At 70.6% G+C, this 15,318-nt stretch carries 11 protein-coding genes and 1 pseudogene; 6 read left to right on the top strand and 6 right to left on the bottom strand.

The features are described 5' to 3' along the window. Window positions 1-115: 115 nt before the first annotated feature. The 3 genes and pseudogenes from REH65_RS11515 (at window position 116) to REH65_RS11505 (ending at window position 6,174) form a co-directional block, all read left to right on the top strand. A pseudogene (locus REH65_RS11515) lies at window positions 116-5,055 on the top strand (NAD-glutamate dehydrogenase). Between the two features lie 59 nt (window positions 5,056-5,114). Next, window positions 5,115-5,540, top strand: coding sequence for a thioesterase family protein (locus tag REH65_RS11510; RefSeq protein ID WP_281457162.1), 426 nt, complete (start codon window positions 5,115-5,117; stop codon window positions 5,538-5,540). Then, entirely contained in the window at window positions 5,533-6,174 is a 642-nt protein-coding gene (locus REH65_RS11505) for a hypothetical protein (protein WP_281457161.1), read from the top strand. Before REH65_RS11510 ends, REH65_RS11505 begins: the two co-directional genes overlap by 8 nt. A 138-nt stretch (window positions 6,175-6,312) precedes the next feature. On the opposite strand, the gene REH65_RS11500 is transcribed toward REH65_RS11505, so the two are convergent. From REH65_RS11500 to REH65_RS11480, 5 genes are all read right to left on the bottom strand, one after another. Continuing rightward, window positions 6,313-7,539 (bottom strand): heparan-alpha-glucosaminide N-acetyltransferase domain-containing protein, encoded by a 1,227-nt coding sequence (locus tag REH65_RS11500; RefSeq protein WP_406692409.1) that lies wholly within the window; start codon window positions 7,537-7,539, stop codon window positions 6,313-6,315. Window positions 7,540-7,700: 161 nt separating this feature from the next. Beyond that, window positions 7,701-8,762, bottom strand: coding sequence for a DUF3459 domain-containing protein (locus REH65_RS11495; RefSeq protein ID WP_406692408.1), 1,062 nt, complete (start codon window positions 8,760-8,762; stop codon window positions 7,701-7,703). Window positions 8,763-8,797: 35 nt separating this feature from the next. Next, window positions 8,798-9,181 (bottom strand): globin, encoded by a 384-nt coding sequence (locus REH65_RS11490; RefSeq protein ID WP_281457158.1) that lies wholly within the window; start codon window positions 9,179-9,181, stop codon window positions 8,798-8,800. A 235-nt stretch (window positions 9,182-9,416) separates the two neighbouring features. Next, window positions 9,417-10,397: a mechanosensitive ion channel family protein gene (locus tag REH65_RS11485; RefSeq protein ID WP_406692407.1), complete on the bottom strand. Its 981-nt coding sequence runs from the start codon at window positions 10,395-10,397 to the stop codon at window positions 9,417-9,419. Between the two features lie 133 nt (window positions 10,398-10,530). Further along, window positions 10,531-12,639, bottom strand: a complete 2,109-nt coding sequence (locus REH65_RS11480) for a prolyl oligopeptidase family protein (RefSeq protein ID WP_406692406.1) — start codon at window positions 12,637-12,639, stop codon at window positions 10,531-10,533. 278 nt (window positions 12,640-12,917) lie between these two features. On the opposite strand from REH65_RS11480, the gene REH65_RS11475 reads away from it, so the two are divergent. Beyond that, complete coding sequence (locus tag REH65_RS11475) at window positions 12,918-13,565, top strand: HNH endonuclease (RefSeq protein ID WP_281457155.1); 648 nt, start codon at window positions 12,918-12,920, stop codon at window positions 13,563-13,565. Between the two features lie 33 nt (window positions 13,566-13,598). Here the strand turns inward: REH65_RS11475 and REH65_RS11470 are convergent, their stop codons facing one another. Beyond that, on the bottom strand, window positions 13,599-13,916 hold the full coding sequence (locus REH65_RS11470; protein WP_406692405.1) for a hypothetical protein: 318 nt from the start codon (window positions 13,914-13,916) through the stop codon (window positions 13,599-13,601). A gap of 411 nt (window positions 13,917-14,327) precedes the next feature. Here REH65_RS11470 and REH65_RS11465 point away from each other — a divergent pair, with 411 nt between their 5' ends. Both REH65_RS11465 and REH65_RS11460 read left to right on the top strand, forming a co-directional pair. Continuing rightward, on the top strand, window positions 14,328-14,585 hold the full coding sequence (locus REH65_RS11465; protein WP_281457153.1) for a hypothetical protein: 258 nt from the start codon (window positions 14,328-14,330) through the stop codon (window positions 14,583-14,585). Continuing rightward, window positions 14,572-15,090 (top strand): DUF5130 family protein, encoded by a 519-nt coding sequence (locus REH65_RS11460; protein WP_406692404.1) that lies wholly within the window; start codon window positions 14,572-14,574, stop codon window positions 15,088-15,090. The genes REH65_RS11465 and REH65_RS11460 overlap by 14 nt, the downstream gene beginning before the upstream one ends. Window positions 15,091-15,318: the final 228 nt, after the last annotated feature.

The raw sequence follows: 15,318 nt of genomic DNA, 5'->3' as shown, positions 1-15,318 counted from the left end.
GCCTGTTTTCACCACCACACCTCGATCAGATCCCGGCCCCGTGAGCGGGAACTGGCAGTCTTAGAGTGGAACCTGTTGGCACAACGAGGTGCCGTAAAGCGTGGAGCTGCCTGACATGACCTCGAATCCCGGACAGCTGCTGACCGGAACCACCGGCGAGCAGTCCGAGAACCCTGAACTGGCCAAGCGTCGGTTGCTGGAACGAGCCGTCGAGTTCGCACCCGAGCTCGGCGAGCTGCTTCGCACCTACTACCGCCACGTGCCGGCCGAAGAGCTCGTCGACGACGATCCGAACGATCTCGTCGGAGCCCTCAGAACGCACCACCGGCTGGCCGCGTCCCGCGCCGCCGGGCGCCCGCTCGTGCAGATCGTCAACCCGACGCGCGACGAGCACGGCTGGCAGAGCCAGGCGACCGTGGTGCAGACCGTCACCGACGACATGCCGTACCTGGTGGACTCGCTGATCGCCGAGCTCGGTCGCGACAACGCCGACGTGCTGCGCGTCATCCACCCCATCGTCGTCGTCCGCCGCGACCTCGCCGGTGAGCTGCTGGAGGTCCTGCCCGAGGCGGACCCGGCCGACCCGCCGGACGGGGCGATGGCCGAGAGCTGGATGTTCGTCGAGGTCGGCCAGGTCGTCGACCCCGACCGCCTCGCCGCGCTCAAGCAGGACCTCGCCGACGTCCTCAACGACGTGCGCGAGGTCGTCGAGGACACCGAGCGGATGCACGCCTGCGCCCGCTCGCTGGCCGACGAGCTGGAGAAGACCCCGCCGCCGCTGTCGTCCGAGCAGGTCACCGACGGTGCCGGCCTGCTGCGCTGGCTCGCCGACGGCCACTTCACCTTCCTCGGCTACCGGCACTACGAGCTCGTCGAGGGCGACGGCGAGTCGCTGCAGGCCGTGCTGGCCTCCGGGCTGGGCGTGCTGCGCAGCGACAGCGTCGCCGCCCGCAGCCTGACCACCGGCCCGGACTCCAAGGCGCACGCGCTGTCGTCGGAGCTGCTGGTGCTCACCCAGGCCAGCGCACCGTCCACAGTGCACCGTCCGGTCCACCCGTTCTACGTGGGCGTCAAGACCTTCGACGACTCCGGCCGGGTCACCGGTGAGCACCGCTTCCTCGGCCTGTTCACCACCACGGCGCTGCACGAGGACGTCCTGGACATCCCGTTCGTCGAGCGCCGGGTGCGGGACGTCATCCACCGCGCGGGCTTCCCGCTGGAGTCCTACTCCGGGCAGCGGATGCTGGAGGAGATCCAGAGCTACCCGCGCACCGAGCTGTTCTCCACCGACTTCGAGACGCTGCAGGAGACCATCACCGGCGTCCTGGCCCTGGCCGAGCGCCGCAAGCTCAAGCCGTTCCTGCGCCGCGACGCCTACGGCCGGTTCTTCTCCTGCCTGGTCTACCTGCCGCGCGACCGGTACACGACCAGCTCGCGGCTGGCGATGCAGGAGGTGCTGCTCGACGAGCTCGGCGGCACGAGCCTGGAGTACAGCACGCGCGTGGGCGAATCCACGCTGGCGCGAGTGCACTTCGTCGTCCACACCGACCCCGACGAGCAGGTCGAGCCGAACCTGCAGCGCATCCAGCAGCGGCTCGACGAGGCCATCCACACCTGGGACGACCAGATGGTCGCCGAGGTCGACGCCGAGCGCTCCGGCCGCGCCGAGGGCGGACCGGCGCGAGCCCTGTCGGAGGCCATCAGCCAGGCCGGGCAGGACTACGCCTCGGTGTTCCCGGAGGCCTACAAGGAGGACTTCAGCGCCGCCGAGGGCCTGCGCGACCTGCGTCGGCTGGAGTCGCTGAGCGGCGCCGACGACCTGCGCATGTCGTTCTACGTGCCGCGCGACGCCAGCGCCGGGCAGCGCCGCTTCAAGCTCTACGTCGGCGGCCGGGTCACGCTGTCCCGGGTGCTGCCGGTGCTGCAGAGCATGGGCGTCGAGGTCGTCGACGAGCGGCCCTACGACGTGAACCTGGAGAGCTCCGGGCGGCAGTGCTACATCTACGACTTCGGGCTGCGGCTCGACGCCGGGCTGCTCGACAGCACCGACGCGCAGCTGCTGGACTCGCTGCGGCAGCGGTTCGAGGACGCCTTCCGCGCGGTGTGGCTGGGCGACGCCGAGGTCGACCGGTTCAACGCGCTGGTGCTGCGGGCCGGGCTGAACTGGCGGCAGGCCGCGGTGCTGCGCGCCTACGCCAAGTACCTGCGCCAGGTCGGCATCGCCTACACCCAGGACTACATCGAGGACACCGTCCTCCAGCACCGCACCACCACGACCGCGCTGGTGCGGCTGTTCGAGACCCGCTTCGACCCGGAGCTGGGCGAGGCCGACCGCAAGGCCCGCGAGGCCGAGCTCACCGAGTCGGTCACCACGCTGATCGACGAGGTCACCAGCCTCGACGCGGACCGCATCCTGCGCAACTACCTGAGCCTGATCCGGGCCACGCTGCGCACCAACTACTACGTCGACACCAGCGAGCGGGAGCGCCCGTTCCTGGCGTTCAAGCTCGAACCCCGCGAGATCCCCGGCCTGCCCGAACCCCGGCCGCAGTTCGAGATCTTCGTGTACTCGCCGTTCGTGGAGGGCGTGCACCTGCGGTTCGGCTCCGTCGCCCGAGGCGGTCTGCGCTGGTCGGACCGGCCGCAGGACTTCCGCACCGAGATCCTGGGCCTGGTCAAGGCGCAGGCGGTGAAGAACGCGGTGATCGTGCCGGTCGGCGCCAAGGGCGGGTTCGTCGTCAAGCGCCCGCCGATCGCCACCGGCGACCCGGCGGTGGACCGCAAGGCCGCGCAGGACGAGGGCGTCGCCTGCTACCGGATGTTCATCTCCGGCCTGCTCGACCTCACCGACAACCTGGTGGGCGGCGAGGTCGCCCCGCCGCCGAACGTGGTGCGCCACGACGGTGACGACACGTACCTGGTCGTCGCCGCCGACAAGGGCACCGCGACGTTCTCCGACATCGCCAACGACGTCGCCCAGTCCTACGGCTTCTGGCTCGGCGACGCCTTCGCCTCCGGCGGCTCGGTCGGCTACGACCACAAGGCGATGGGCATCACCGCCAAGGGCGCGTGGGAGAGCGTCAAGCGGCACTTCCGCGAGCTCGACGTGGACACCCAGAGCGAGGAGTTCACCGTCGTCGGCGTCGGCGACATGGCCGGTGACGTGTTCGGCAACGGGATGCTGCTCTCCGAGCACATCCGGCTGGTGGCCGCGTTCAACCACATGCACATCTTCATCGACCCGAACCCGGACGCGGCGAGCTCCTTCGCCGAGCGGCGCAGGCTGTTCGACCTGCCGCGCTCCACCTGGGACGACTACGACCGCACCAAGATCAGCGAGGGCGGCGGCGTGTGGTCGCGCTCGCTGAAGTCCATCCCGCTGAACCCGCAGATCCGCGAGGCGCTGGGCATCGACGAGTCGGTGCGCGGACTCGCCCCGGCCGAGCTGATCAAGCGGATCCTGCTGGCCCCGGCCGACCTGCTGTGGAACGGCGGCATCGGCACCTACGTCAAGTCGGCGGCCGAGAGCCACGCCGAGGTCGGCGACAAGGCCAACGACGCGGTCCGCGTCAACGGCGCCGACCTGCGGGTCAAGGTCGTCGGCGAGGGCGGCAACCTCGGCCTGACCTCGCTGGGCCGGATCGAGTTCTCCCGCACCGGCGGCAAGGTCAACACCGACGCGCTGGACAACTCCGCCGGCGTCGACTGCTCCGACCACGAGGTCAACATCAAGATCCTGCTGGACCACCTGGTCAGCGACGGCAGGCTCACCGGACCGCAGCGCAACGAGCTGCTGGCCGAGATGACCGACGAGGTCGGCGACCTGGTGCTGGCCGACAACCACCGGCAGAACGCGGTGCTGGGCATCTCCCGCGCCCACTCCGGTCCGATGCTGCCGGTGCACGCCCGGCAGGTCGCGGCGCTGGAGCAGTCCGCGGGCCTGGACCGGGAGCTGGAGGCGCTGCCGACCAAGAAGGCGTTCCGCGACCTGGAGAAGTCCGGCGACGGGCTGAGCTCGCCGGAGCTGGCGACGCTGATGGCGCACGTGAAGCTCCAGCTCAAGCGCGACGTCCTCGACAGCGGCCTGCCCGACGCCGAGGCCTTCGCCGAGCGGCTGCCGGAGTACTTCCCGAAGCCGCTGCAGGAGCGCTACGGCGACGCCATCGCCGCGCACCCGCTGCGCCGCGAGATCATCACGACGCTGCTGGTCAACGAGATGGTCGACGGCGCGGGCATCTCCTACGCCTACCGGCTGGCCGAGGAGCTCAGCGCTTCCAGCACCGACGCGGTGCGGGCGTTCGCGGTCGTCACCAACGTCTACGACCTGCGACGGCTGTGGGCCGACATCGACGCGCTGGGCGGTTCGGTGCCCAGCGCGATCGCCGACGAGATGGTGCTGGAGAGCCGGCGCCTGCTCGACCGGGCGGCCCGCTGGATGCTGACCAACCGGCCGCAGCCGCTGGCCATCGGCGCCGAGATCACCCGGTTCCGGCCGGTCGTCGACGAGCTCACCCCGACCGTGCGCGGACTGCTGCGCGGCCGGGCCGCCGAGGGCGTCGCCGCGCAGATCGAGCGCGCTGGGTGGCCGCCGGGGTGCCGGAGGAGCTGGCCGAGCGGGTCGCGGTGCTGCTCGACGCCTACGCGCTGCTGGACATCCGCGAGGTCGCCGAGCTCGCCGAGCGCGACGCGGGCATCACCGCCGAGCGCAGCCCGCGGGAGAGCGCCGAGCTGTACTACGCGCTCTGGGCCCACCTGGACGTGGAGCGGATGCTCATCGCGGTCAACGAGCTGGAGCGCGGCAACCGGTGGCACGCACTGGCTAGGCTGGCGCTGCGGGATGATTTCTACGCGTCGCTGCGCGCGATCACCGTGGACGTCCTGCGCACCTCCGAACCGGAGGACGGCTCGGAGGAGAAGATCGCGCGCTGGGAGTCGGCGAACGCCTCCCGACTGGCGCGGGCCAACTCGTCGCTGGAGCAGATCGTGAGCTCCGGGCGGCTGGACCTGGCCACGCTGTCGGTGGCGGCGCGTCAGCTCCGCAGCATGGTCCGGTGAACATCGGGTGGGGAAGTTTTCATGAAAACTTCCCCACCCCCACAGCAGAGAGGAACCCCGTGGGCGCCTTCGTAGCGGAAGTGGCCCTGCGCTGGTCCGACATGGACGCGTTCGGTCACGTCAACCACGCCAGGACGATCACGTTGCTGGAGGAGGCGCGGGCCGATCTGCTGTTCACCGAGGCCGAGAAGCAGGGCCTGCTGGGCATGGCCGAAGGCATGGTCGTGGCCCGCGTGGTCATCGACTACCACTCGCCGCTGATGTACGCGGCCCGCTCGCTGCAGGTCCGGATGTCGGTGCGCGACCTCAAGGCCGCGTCGTTCGTCCTCGACTACACCGCGTTCGCGCAGGAAGCCGTGTGCACCGCGGAGACGCTGATGGTGCCCTACGACCTGCGCGCCGGGCGGCCGCGGCGGCTCACCGCCGAGGAACGCGACTTCCTGTCCGAGTGGCGGGCCGAGCAGCTGGAGGCGCACCGTGCCTGAGCTCCGCATGCCGGATCGGGTCGAGCGCGACGACCTGGGCGCCTTCGTCGCCCGCGCGGTCCGGCTCGACTCCCAGACGGTGGTCCGGATGCGCAACCGCCCCGGCACCGACCGGATGGACGTCTGGGCGGCCACCCCCTTCGACGCCCTGTCCACCCGCGCCGTGGAGGGCTCGGTCGACCCGGCCGACCTGACGATCTCCGGCAACGAGCTGCTGGCGACGCTCACGGTCGCCGGGGGCGACGTGATGGACCCGGGTGCGCCGAAGGACCTGCTGTGGCGCTCGGAGCTGCCGCCGGCAACCGGGTGGCAGCTCGTCGAGGACCTCCCGGCCTCGCTGGTCGGCGAGGTCGCCGAGCGCGGCATCGACGTCGCCAAGGAGAACGTCGGCCCCAAGGGGACGCCCCCGGCGTCGCTGCTGGACCAGGAGGTCTTCACCGTCCAGGGCTCCGGCTTCGACGTGAAGGTGCCGCTGCGCTGCCTGTTCGTCCTCTCCGGCATGGGGTTCCTGGTGAAGGCGCCCGGCGAGGAGGAGATCGTCCGGGTCAGCGCCACCGACTCCTGGCTGCGCCTCGACTCCCGCTACGGCGCCGTCGTCCGCCGCCGCCACGCCCTCCTACCGCTGCTGCTCTGAACCCGAACCCGGAACACGTCTCGGCAATCCGGCTGTCGGACGGATTACGGCCGTATTCGGTGGCCGGAGTGCGGCCGTGATCCGGGTCGTGGACGGGATGCGGCCGTGTTCGGGAGATGGAACTCGGCCGTGATCCGGTCAGGGCATGGGCTTCGGGGTGCGGGAGGTGACGACGCGGACGATGTCGCTGACCAGGGCTTCCAGCGGGCCGCGGCGGAAGAAGCGGCGCCAGGTGCAGGTGAAGGCGAAGGTGAAGATCAGGAACACCTCCGGCATGAAGGTGTTCACGAACGCGGTGAGACCCGTCGGCTCGTGACCGTCGCGCGGGAACCACGGCAGGTTCGGGTCGTCCGGCAGCGACGGGCCCGAGCTCGCCAGGTGCGCCAGGTCCTCCGGCACCCCGCTCAGCGGCCAACCACCGGAGACGATCTGCCAGGCCAGCGCCAGCGCGTGCGCCGCGTACAGCGTCAGCGCCATCGACCCGGCCTTGGCCAGCGGCGTCAGCGCGCTCCCCGTCCGATCGGCCAGTTCCAGGCACAGCGCCAGGATGATCAGCGCGATCCCGCCCGAGCCCAGCAGCTCGAACGTCGTCCCGCTGTGCGCGTTGGCCGCCAGCAACCACTCCGGGTGCCCGACCGGGATCGTGCCCTCCACCGGGGCAGGCGGGCCGACCGGCACCAGCAGGAACGACACCTGGTAGCCCACCAGCGACAGCACCAGGCCCACCGCGCCCAGCCGCAGCCGGAGCCACCGCGAGGTCAGATCCATGCGGCCCACGGCCAGCCCCGCCAGCACCAGCGGCAGGTAAGACGCGGCCGGGTAGAAGCCGAGCAGCAGCAGGTCGAACAGGCCCTCATCGGCCAGCAGATGCCCCGGGTCGACGTCGTTGACCAGCGACACCAGACCCGCCAGCGGGGTGTCCGCCGCGATCCAGCCGCGCAGCACGAACGACAGCTGCGGCCCCACCGCCGCGCTCACCGCCGCGGCCACGACCAGACCGCGCGCCCGCAGCCGCAGGAACGGTACCGCCAGCAGGAAGTACAAGCCGTAGAACGGGATGATCACCGTCAGCAGGAACCCGGTCGCCTCGGTGGCCTTCGCCAGCGCCAGGCCCAGCACCAGCAGCGCCACCGCGCGCACCGCCACCCGCAGCCGAGCGTCGCGCAACGCGCGGCCCGACGGCGGCGTCGCACGACCCGTCATCAACGCCAGCGACACACCCGCCAGCAACGTGAACAGCGCCGTCGAGCGGCCGCTGAAGAACTGCGCCGCCCACACCTCCGGCAAACCGGTCGTGAACGGCACCCCGAAGTGGATGCAGAACATGCCGAACACGGCCACGAAGCGGGCCACGTCCACGCCCACGAGCCGGGACGGCCTCCTGGAGGTAGCGGCGGGCGCCCGGCGTGAACTCCGTTCCGGCGCAACCGCAGTCATGACATCCAGGTGATCTCGGGGGCTTCGACCGGAAATCTACCGACCGCTTCCGCGCGCCCCCGCACCTGCCCGCGCCCGCGAGGCCCGGCTCACACGAGCCAGGCGGCGGTGCCCGGCGGCAACTCGCCCGCCACCAGCGGCCGCGAGCTCAGCAGCACCTCGCCCGGAGGCAGCGGAACCGGCTCGGCCGAGGTGTTCAACGCGCAGATCAGGCTGCTGCCGACCCGGCGGAACGCGAAGCAGTCCTCCGGCGCCCCGAACCACTCCACCTCGTCACCCGTGAACGCCGGATGCGTCGCCCGCATCTCCATCGCGTGCCGGTACAGCGACAGCGTCGACTCCTCGTCCTCCAGCTGCGCCTCCACCGTGAAGTGCACCCAGTCGTGCGGGATCGACGACCAGTCCGCCCGCGCCGCCGAGAACCCGAAGGGCCGCATCAAGCCCTCCCACGGCATCCGGACCCGCTCCGTGCCCGGCAGCCCCAGCTCCTCGCCGTGCCGCAGGCACACCGCGCCCGGCAGCGCCAGCTGCACCAGCGCCATCGCCCGCACCGGCGTCAACGCCGCGTGATCGCGGATGCGCGTGCTGTCCCGGCTCGCCATCGCCCACGCCGGGCGCGGGCCGGGGGAGTCCAGCACCGTCGTGATCGCCTTGCGCACCGGCTCCGCCGAGAACCCCGCCACCGCCAGGTCCAGGCCGAACAGCAGCTGCCAGCCACCGGTACCGCTGCCGATCACGATCCGATCCGGGTACTCGGCCACCACCGAGGCCACCGCGTCCGCCGGATCGTTGCGCGGCGCGAGGTGGAACCCGTCCACACCCTGATCCAGCCACGGCCGCAGCACCGGACCCGGATCGGCGCGCGCCGGATCGACGTCCATCGCCATCAGCACCCGGAGCCCGTTGTCGTGCGCCTCCGCCAGCAGTCTCGCCAGCGCCGGAGAAGCCGGATCGGAACCGGCGATGCCGGCCAGCACGATCACGTCGACGCCCAGCAGCTCCAGGTAACCGAGCCTGCCGCGAATCCCGTCGAGGTCGCCGACCCCGTCACCGTCGGCGTCGGCGAACGCGCCGACGTCGATCTGGTAGCACACCGCGTCGAACCACCACGGCCTCTCGCCGTGGTGGTCCTGCGTGCCCACCTGCCGCATCACCAGGTCCTTCGCTCCTAGATCGGGTCCGCCGGTCAGAACCACGAGTTCATCATGCTGTTGGCGGCCATCTCCAGGTACTGCCAGAGCTGGTCGCGGTGTTGGGGCTGCAACCCGGCCTCGTCCACGGCCAGCCGCATGCAGCGCAGCCAGGCGTCCCGCTCGGCCGGACCGACCTTGAACGGCGCGTGCCGCATCCGCAGCCGAGGATGTCCCCGCTGGTCGGAGTAGGTGTGCGGGCCGCCCCAGTACTGCATCAGGAACAGCCGCAGGCGCTCCTCCGCCGGCCCCAGGTCCTCCTCGGGGTAGAGCGGGCGCAGCAGCTCGTCCTTGGCCACCTCCTCGTAGAAGCGGGCCACGATGCGGTGGAAGGTGGGTTCGCCGCCGACCTGCTCGTAGAAACTCTCCACGGAAGTCACGGCTCCATCCTCTCAGGTTGGTTCGGGGCGTTGGCTTCAGTGGTCGGTCGGGTGCGGTGCGTGCCTGCTTCCTTCTACTGACAAGACTCCGTGGTCATCCTGCTCGGCGATGCGGGTAGAACCCGCGGCGGTGCAGGTCGCTCGGGTGGTGAAAGAGGAAGCGCCTTCGCTGCTTGTCTTCGCTACTAATACGGGATCCCCCGGCCGGAAGGTTCGGCTCGGGGGATCCTGCTGGTCAGTTGGTCGAGACCGTGTTCGGGGGCAGCGGGCGCCCGTTCGGGTACGGGGGCTCGATGGCCGAATCGTCGTAGGCCCGTTTGATCTCGACCCGGAGCCTGCGCTGCACCGCCCACTGGCGGCCCGGCCGGACCTTGACCGTCAGCCTCAGGGTGACCGTGTCCGAGGTGATCTGGTCGACGCCGAGCATCTGCGGCTGCTCCAGGACGTCCTTGGAGAGCGGCTCCTTGGACGTCGCGTCCGTGGCGACCCTGCCCGCGACCTCGATGGCCTTCTCCACGTCGGAGCTGTGCGAGATCGGGAAGTCCACGACCGCGACCGCGAAGCCCTGCGAGGAGTTGCCGACCCGCAGGATCTCGCCGTTGCGGACGTACCAGACGGTGCCGTTGATGTCGCGCAGCGTGGTGACCCGCAGGCCCACCGCCTCGACGTTGCCCACGGCCTCGCCGAGATCGACGGAGTCGCCGACGCCGTACTGGTCCTCGACCATCATGAACATGCCGGACAGGAAGTCCCGCACCAGGTTCTGGGCGCCGAAGGCGACCGCCACGCCCAGCACACCGGCCGAGGCCAGCACCGGGGCGATCTGCACGCCCAGCACCTGCAGGACGTAGATCACGGCCAAGCCGTAGATGACGAACGAGACCAACGACTTCAGCACCGAGCCGATGGTCTTGGCGCGCTGCCTCCGGCGTTCGGACAACAGCTCGGAGGTGAGGCTGTCACCGCGGCGCTCGCGCAGCGGGGCCAGCAGCTTCGGGGGTTTGCCGTTGCCCTGCGTCAGGCGGTTGATCATCCGGTGCAGCAGCCACCGGATGACGAAAGCGACCACCAGCACCAGCAGGATCTGCAGCGGCTTGGCGATGAGCAGGTCGGCGTAGCCGGCAAGCCAGGCGTTCTGGGTCCAGTCGTACACCGCCTGGCACCAGAGCTCGGACTCGCCGCACGTCGGCGGCTGGGATAAAAGCGGCAAGTTCATGGGTTCGGGGGTCTCCACGTGCTGTCGTTCAACGGGTGCGCCGCATCGCGCGAGCACCGGCCGGCTCGAACTTCGTGCACGCCCCGCAGCGCACGACGATCGAAAACCGGTCGGCCGGAACCGAGTTCGGGGCTCAGTCCCAAGCGAGACCGGTCGCCTCCGCGAGGAAGACGAGCTGGTCGGTCGTCAGCCCCACGGTACGGGACACCGACCGGGCGGCATGGCCCACCTCGGTCTCCCGGCGGATCAGAATAGGCCGTTTGTCCGGGTCGGATCCAGTGGCGTGCTGCAACGCCGCGCACATCTTGCGCGCGTGGTTCGGGTCCACGCGTGAATCGGACTCGAAGACCGTGAACAGCACCGACGGGTAGTCCGTGTTCTCCGTCACGTTGTGGTACGGCGAGTACGACAGCAGCCAGCCCAGCTCCTCCGGATCGTCGGCCGTGCCGTACTCGTCGTTCCACGTCCGGCCGAGCAGGAACCGCTCGTAGCGCACCATGTCCAGCAGCGGAGCCGAGCACACCACCGCCCGGTACAGCTCCGGCCGCTGCGTCAGGGCCGCGCCCACCAGCAGGCCGCCGTTGGAACCGCCCGAGATCGCCAGCTGCTCCGCGGTCGTCCAGCCCGTCTCGATCAGGTGCTCGGCGGCGGCGTGGAAGTCGTCGAAGGTGTGCTGCTTCTGCTCGCGCATCCCGGCGACGTGCCACTCCTCGCCCTCCTCGCCGCCGCCGCGCAGCGACGGCAGCGCCCACACGCCGCCCGCCGCCACCCAGGCCAGCGCCGAGGGCATGTACCCCGGCTCGCGGGACAGCGAGAAGCCGCCGTAGCCGGTCAGGAACACCGGTCGCGGGCGGTCCGGCTCGGCGACCGGCGCCAGCACGAACATCCGCACCTCGGTGCCGTCGGCGGAGCGGTAGGTGACCTGCCGGGTGTGCACCGGCGGCAGCTCGGCCGTCCCCGGAGCGGAGGACTCCAGCGCGACCTCGCCGGTGCCGCGGTCGTAGACGTGCACGCACGGCGGGGTCGCGAAGTCCGTCCAGCCGATCCACAGCTCGTCGCGGTGCTGCTCGGTGGCCGAGTCGACCGTGGTCAGCGCGGTGATCTGGCCGGTGCCGGGCAGCGGGATCTCGGCGGTGCGCTCACCGGTGACCGGGTCGTGCAGCGTCAGCTCGGACACCGCGTGCCGGGTGCGCAGCACCACCAGGCGCGGGACGTCGCCGTCGAAGTGGCGGACCGCCTCCAGCACCGAATCCGGTTCCTCGGCGATCAGCTCGGTCCAGTTCTCCGGCTCGGGGTGCTCCGGATCGGCCACGCACAGCCGCCAGCGCGGCGCGTCCTTGGTGGTCATCACGTATATCCGGCCGTCGCGCTCCACCCACGCGGCCACCCGGTAGCCGTCGGTGGTGTCGACGATCTGCCGGAGAGCGGGGACCCCGGTGCAGTCGGAGAGGTCGGCGATCCACACCGCGTCGCGGCGCGCGGTGCCCATGCTGCCCTCGATGATCAGCCAGCGGCCGTCCCGCGACACGTGCGTGCCGTAGTAGAAGGTGTGGTCCAGGCCCTCGCCGTGCACCAGCACGTCCTGCTCGGGATCGGCGCCCACCCGGTGCCGCCACACGCGGCGGTGGAACTGCTCCTCGCCGTCGGGCACCAGGTCGGGGTGCAGGCGGCGGATGTAGAAGAACTCCTGCCCGCCCGGCAGCCAGGAGATCGTCGAGTACCGGCAGCGGTCGATCGGGCCCTCGACCAGCTCGCCGGTGGCCACGTCGATGACGTGCAGCAACGACTCCTCGTCGCCGCCCACCGAGATCTGGTAGGCCAGCAGATCGCCCTCCAGGCTCGGCACCCAGCTGTCGAGCGTGGTCAGCCCGGACGGGTCGAGCTCGGTGACGTCCAGCAGCACCCGCTCGGTGCCGTCGGCCTCGCGCACGTGCAGCACGCTGAACTCCTGGTCAGGCTCGCGGCGGGTGAAGAACGCCCGCCCGTTGCGCCACAGCGGCGCGCCCACGGAACCGGTCGCCAGCAGCGAGCGCAGCCGCTCCGCCACCGCCTCGCGGCCCGGCATCCCGTCCAGCCAGGAGCGGGCCAGCTCGTCCTGAGCCGACGACCACGCCTCGGTGGCCGGCGCGGACACGTCCTCCAACCACCGGTACGGGTCGGCGACCTCGCGGCCGTGGAGGATCTCCACGACGTCCTCGCGGGCGGCGGTCGGGTAGCTCAGGTGCGCTTGAACGTCGGTCACGAGCGCGACGATACGTGGCGGGCGGGGGAGCGGGAGGGGTCCGGCGACCCTCGGGGCGTGATTCACCCGAGCTGATCAACGCGGTTCCGGGTTCGGTGATCGACAATCGGGAGCGTGGCGCCGACGAGGCGGGCGACGGCTGACGTGATCGCGGTGTGGGTCTCTCACCTGCGAGAACGGCAGGCGCAGTCGCCTCGGCGGCGTGGCGTGGCGAATCACACGTGCGTTCGGACCTGGTTCTGTGCTGAACTTTGCCCGACACCGGTGGAGGTGGTCGCGTGCCAGACCGACAACCGATCCGACAACCGGCGCTCAAGGCCACGGGCCTGGCGTCGCGGGCCCCGCTGTGCCCGACGAGCCGAGGCTCGGGGCCACCGCAGGCGGATCGGCCTCCCGGTCACGCCACGTCCTGGCGCAAGCGACGGGTCCTGCTGCTCAACACGACCTTCGAACCGCTCACCGCGCTCCCGCTGCGCCGCGCCATCGTGATGGTCGTCTGCGGCAAGGCGGAGGTGGTCCACGGTGACTCGGCCGGGATGACCCTGCACTCCGCGAGCGCGGAGGTCGAGATCCCGTCCGTGATCAGGCTGAGCACCTTCGTGCGCGTGCCGTACCGCGGCCGGGTCCCGCTGACCCGGGCCGCGTTGATGCTCCGGGACAACCACCGGTGCGTCTACTGCGGCGCACGAGCGGAAACGATAGATCATGTTCTCCCGCGCAGTCGCGGGGGGCCGCACACGTGGGAGAACTGCGTCGCCTGCTGCACCAAGTGCAACCACCGCAAGGCCGACAAGACCCTCGCTGAGCTGGGGTGGCGGTTGCCGACCGCCCCGCAGGCGCCGCGCGGCCGGCACTGGCGGTTGCTGGCGGGCCTGAACGAGACAGACCCGCTGTGGTTGCCGTACTTGGGGGAGTCGGCGGCGTGATCTCGCCGGTGGGCGCGTCCGGGGCGTGCCGGGTCAGCTGATCCGCACGCCGTCGCGGGCGCGCCCGCTGATCCGCACCCCGTCGCGGCGCCCGCTGATGCGGACCCCGTCCCGGGCGTGGCCGCTGATCCGCACGCCGTCGCGCTTGCCGCTGATCCGCACCCCGTCGCGAGCGTGCCCGCTGATGCGCACCCCGTCCCGGCGCCCGCTGATCCGGACGCCGTCGCGCTTGCCGCTGATGCGGACCCCGTCGTGGCGGCTGCTGATTCGCACTCCGTGATCAACGAGCGGTTGGCCGGTCATCGAAAGGGTGAGTTCGCTGCGCTGGGTGGCGGCTTCGATGCGCGACATGGGGGCCTCCCGAATACATAGGGTGCTCTGAACGCATGTGATCAAATATGCAAGACCCATACAGGTGAAAAACTATGATCAGAAGCCGCCAGGAACAAGCCGCCAACCTGCCGCGAACTACGCCCGTCCGGTCCGACTCCATTCGGGTGCAAGGTTTGCCCCGAAGAGAGTTAAGAAGCGTGATTTGGGTCACCACACTCGGAGTGCGGAGGGTGGAGGCGGAAAACCCGGCTCGTCCGGATTCGGACGGTCGAGGGCGTCACCCTCGGTGGCGAGATCCGCTCAACCGGAACGAGGCGCTGGTGCTTCGGGTGAATTGCCGGATGATCACACCGCCGGTCACCGCACCAAGATCGCGGCACCCGGACGGACGCGCACACGGAAGCCGGTCGATCGGCTACCGTACTGGGCGTGACTGCTCTGGAGAGTGTGCTGGTCCTGGCGGTGATCCCAGCGGCCATCTACGGCGTGATCGTGCTCATCGCGATGTGGCCCAAGCTGTCCCGCGCGCGCTACCGCGCGGGGGAGGACTGGGACTTCGCTCCGGTGTTCTGGTCTGCCCACCCGCAGGGCGTGAACGCCGCGGTGCCGGCGGACGGCGAAGGTGAGGACGTGCCGGACGACGCACGGCCCGTCACGGCTCGGGGAGGCGCAAGTGGCAAGTGGTGAGATGGCTCCAGAGACCGGTCAACCAGAGACCGGTCGAACGGAAAGCGGTGGGCTCGGAACCGGGGAGGCTCGCATGGCGACGGGTCGCCTGTCCGTGGCGCGGCGCGTCGAGCCGGAGCGCCCGCGGCTGCCGTTCAGCACGAGCGAGCTCGCCCGCCTCGACGAGGCGATGGCGGTCGCCAGTCGCAGCACCGGCCTGGAGTTCGCCGTCTACCTCGGCGACCTCGGCGAGGACACCCGCAAGCAGTCCGAGGAGCTGCACGCCAACCTCGGCGCGCAGGCCCCGGAGGCCGCGCTGATCGCGGTCTCGCCCGGTCAGCGCAAGTTCGAGATCGTCACCGGCGAGGAAGCGCACCGCCGGATCCCGGACCGCAGCTGCCAGCTGGCCGCCATGAGCATGGTCGCCTCCTTCAAGGAGGACGAGATCATCGACGGCCTCATCAGCGCGGTCCGCATGCTCGCCGACGCCGCTGGCACCTCGTTCAAGTCCGCGGACCACCACTGATCGCAGACGCGAAGAAGCCGCCCCGGTCACGACCGAGGCGGCTTTTCAACGCCCTGAGGTGGACGAAGTTTTCATGAAAACGTCCCTCCACCGGAGAACGCGAGGTTTTCATGAAAACTTCCATCTCCCCGCACTCGTCCGAGGCCAGAAGCTTCTCGTGGAACCGTCACCTCTGGTGGGGGACGAAGTTTTCATGAAAACTTCGTCCTGGTGCGGGTGGGGGAAGTC

Source organism: Saccharopolyspora sp. ID03-671, assembly GCF_045278815.1.
Lineage (GTDB): Bacteria > Actinomycetota > Actinomycetes > Mycobacteriales > Pseudonocardiaceae > Saccharopolyspora > Saccharopolyspora ipomoeae.
The sequence above is the reverse complement of the archived record's forward strand: the minus strand, read 5'-3'. Positions and strand labels throughout refer to the sequence as shown.

Bases quoted from the DNA above. Each gene is read 5' to 3' on its own strand.
- REH65_RS11485 (WP_406692407.1), bottom strand. From the start codon at position 10,397: ATGAACTTGCCGCTTTTATCCCAGCCGCCGACGTGCGGCGAGTCCGAG.
- REH65_RS11470 (WP_406692405.1), bottom strand. From the start codon at position 13,916: ATGTCGCGCATCGAAGCCGCCACCCAGCGCAGCGAACTCACCCTTTCG.
- REH65_RS11495 (WP_406692408.1), bottom strand. From the start codon at position 8,762: ATGCGGCAGGTGGGCACGCAGGACCACCACGGCGAGAGGCCGTGGTGG.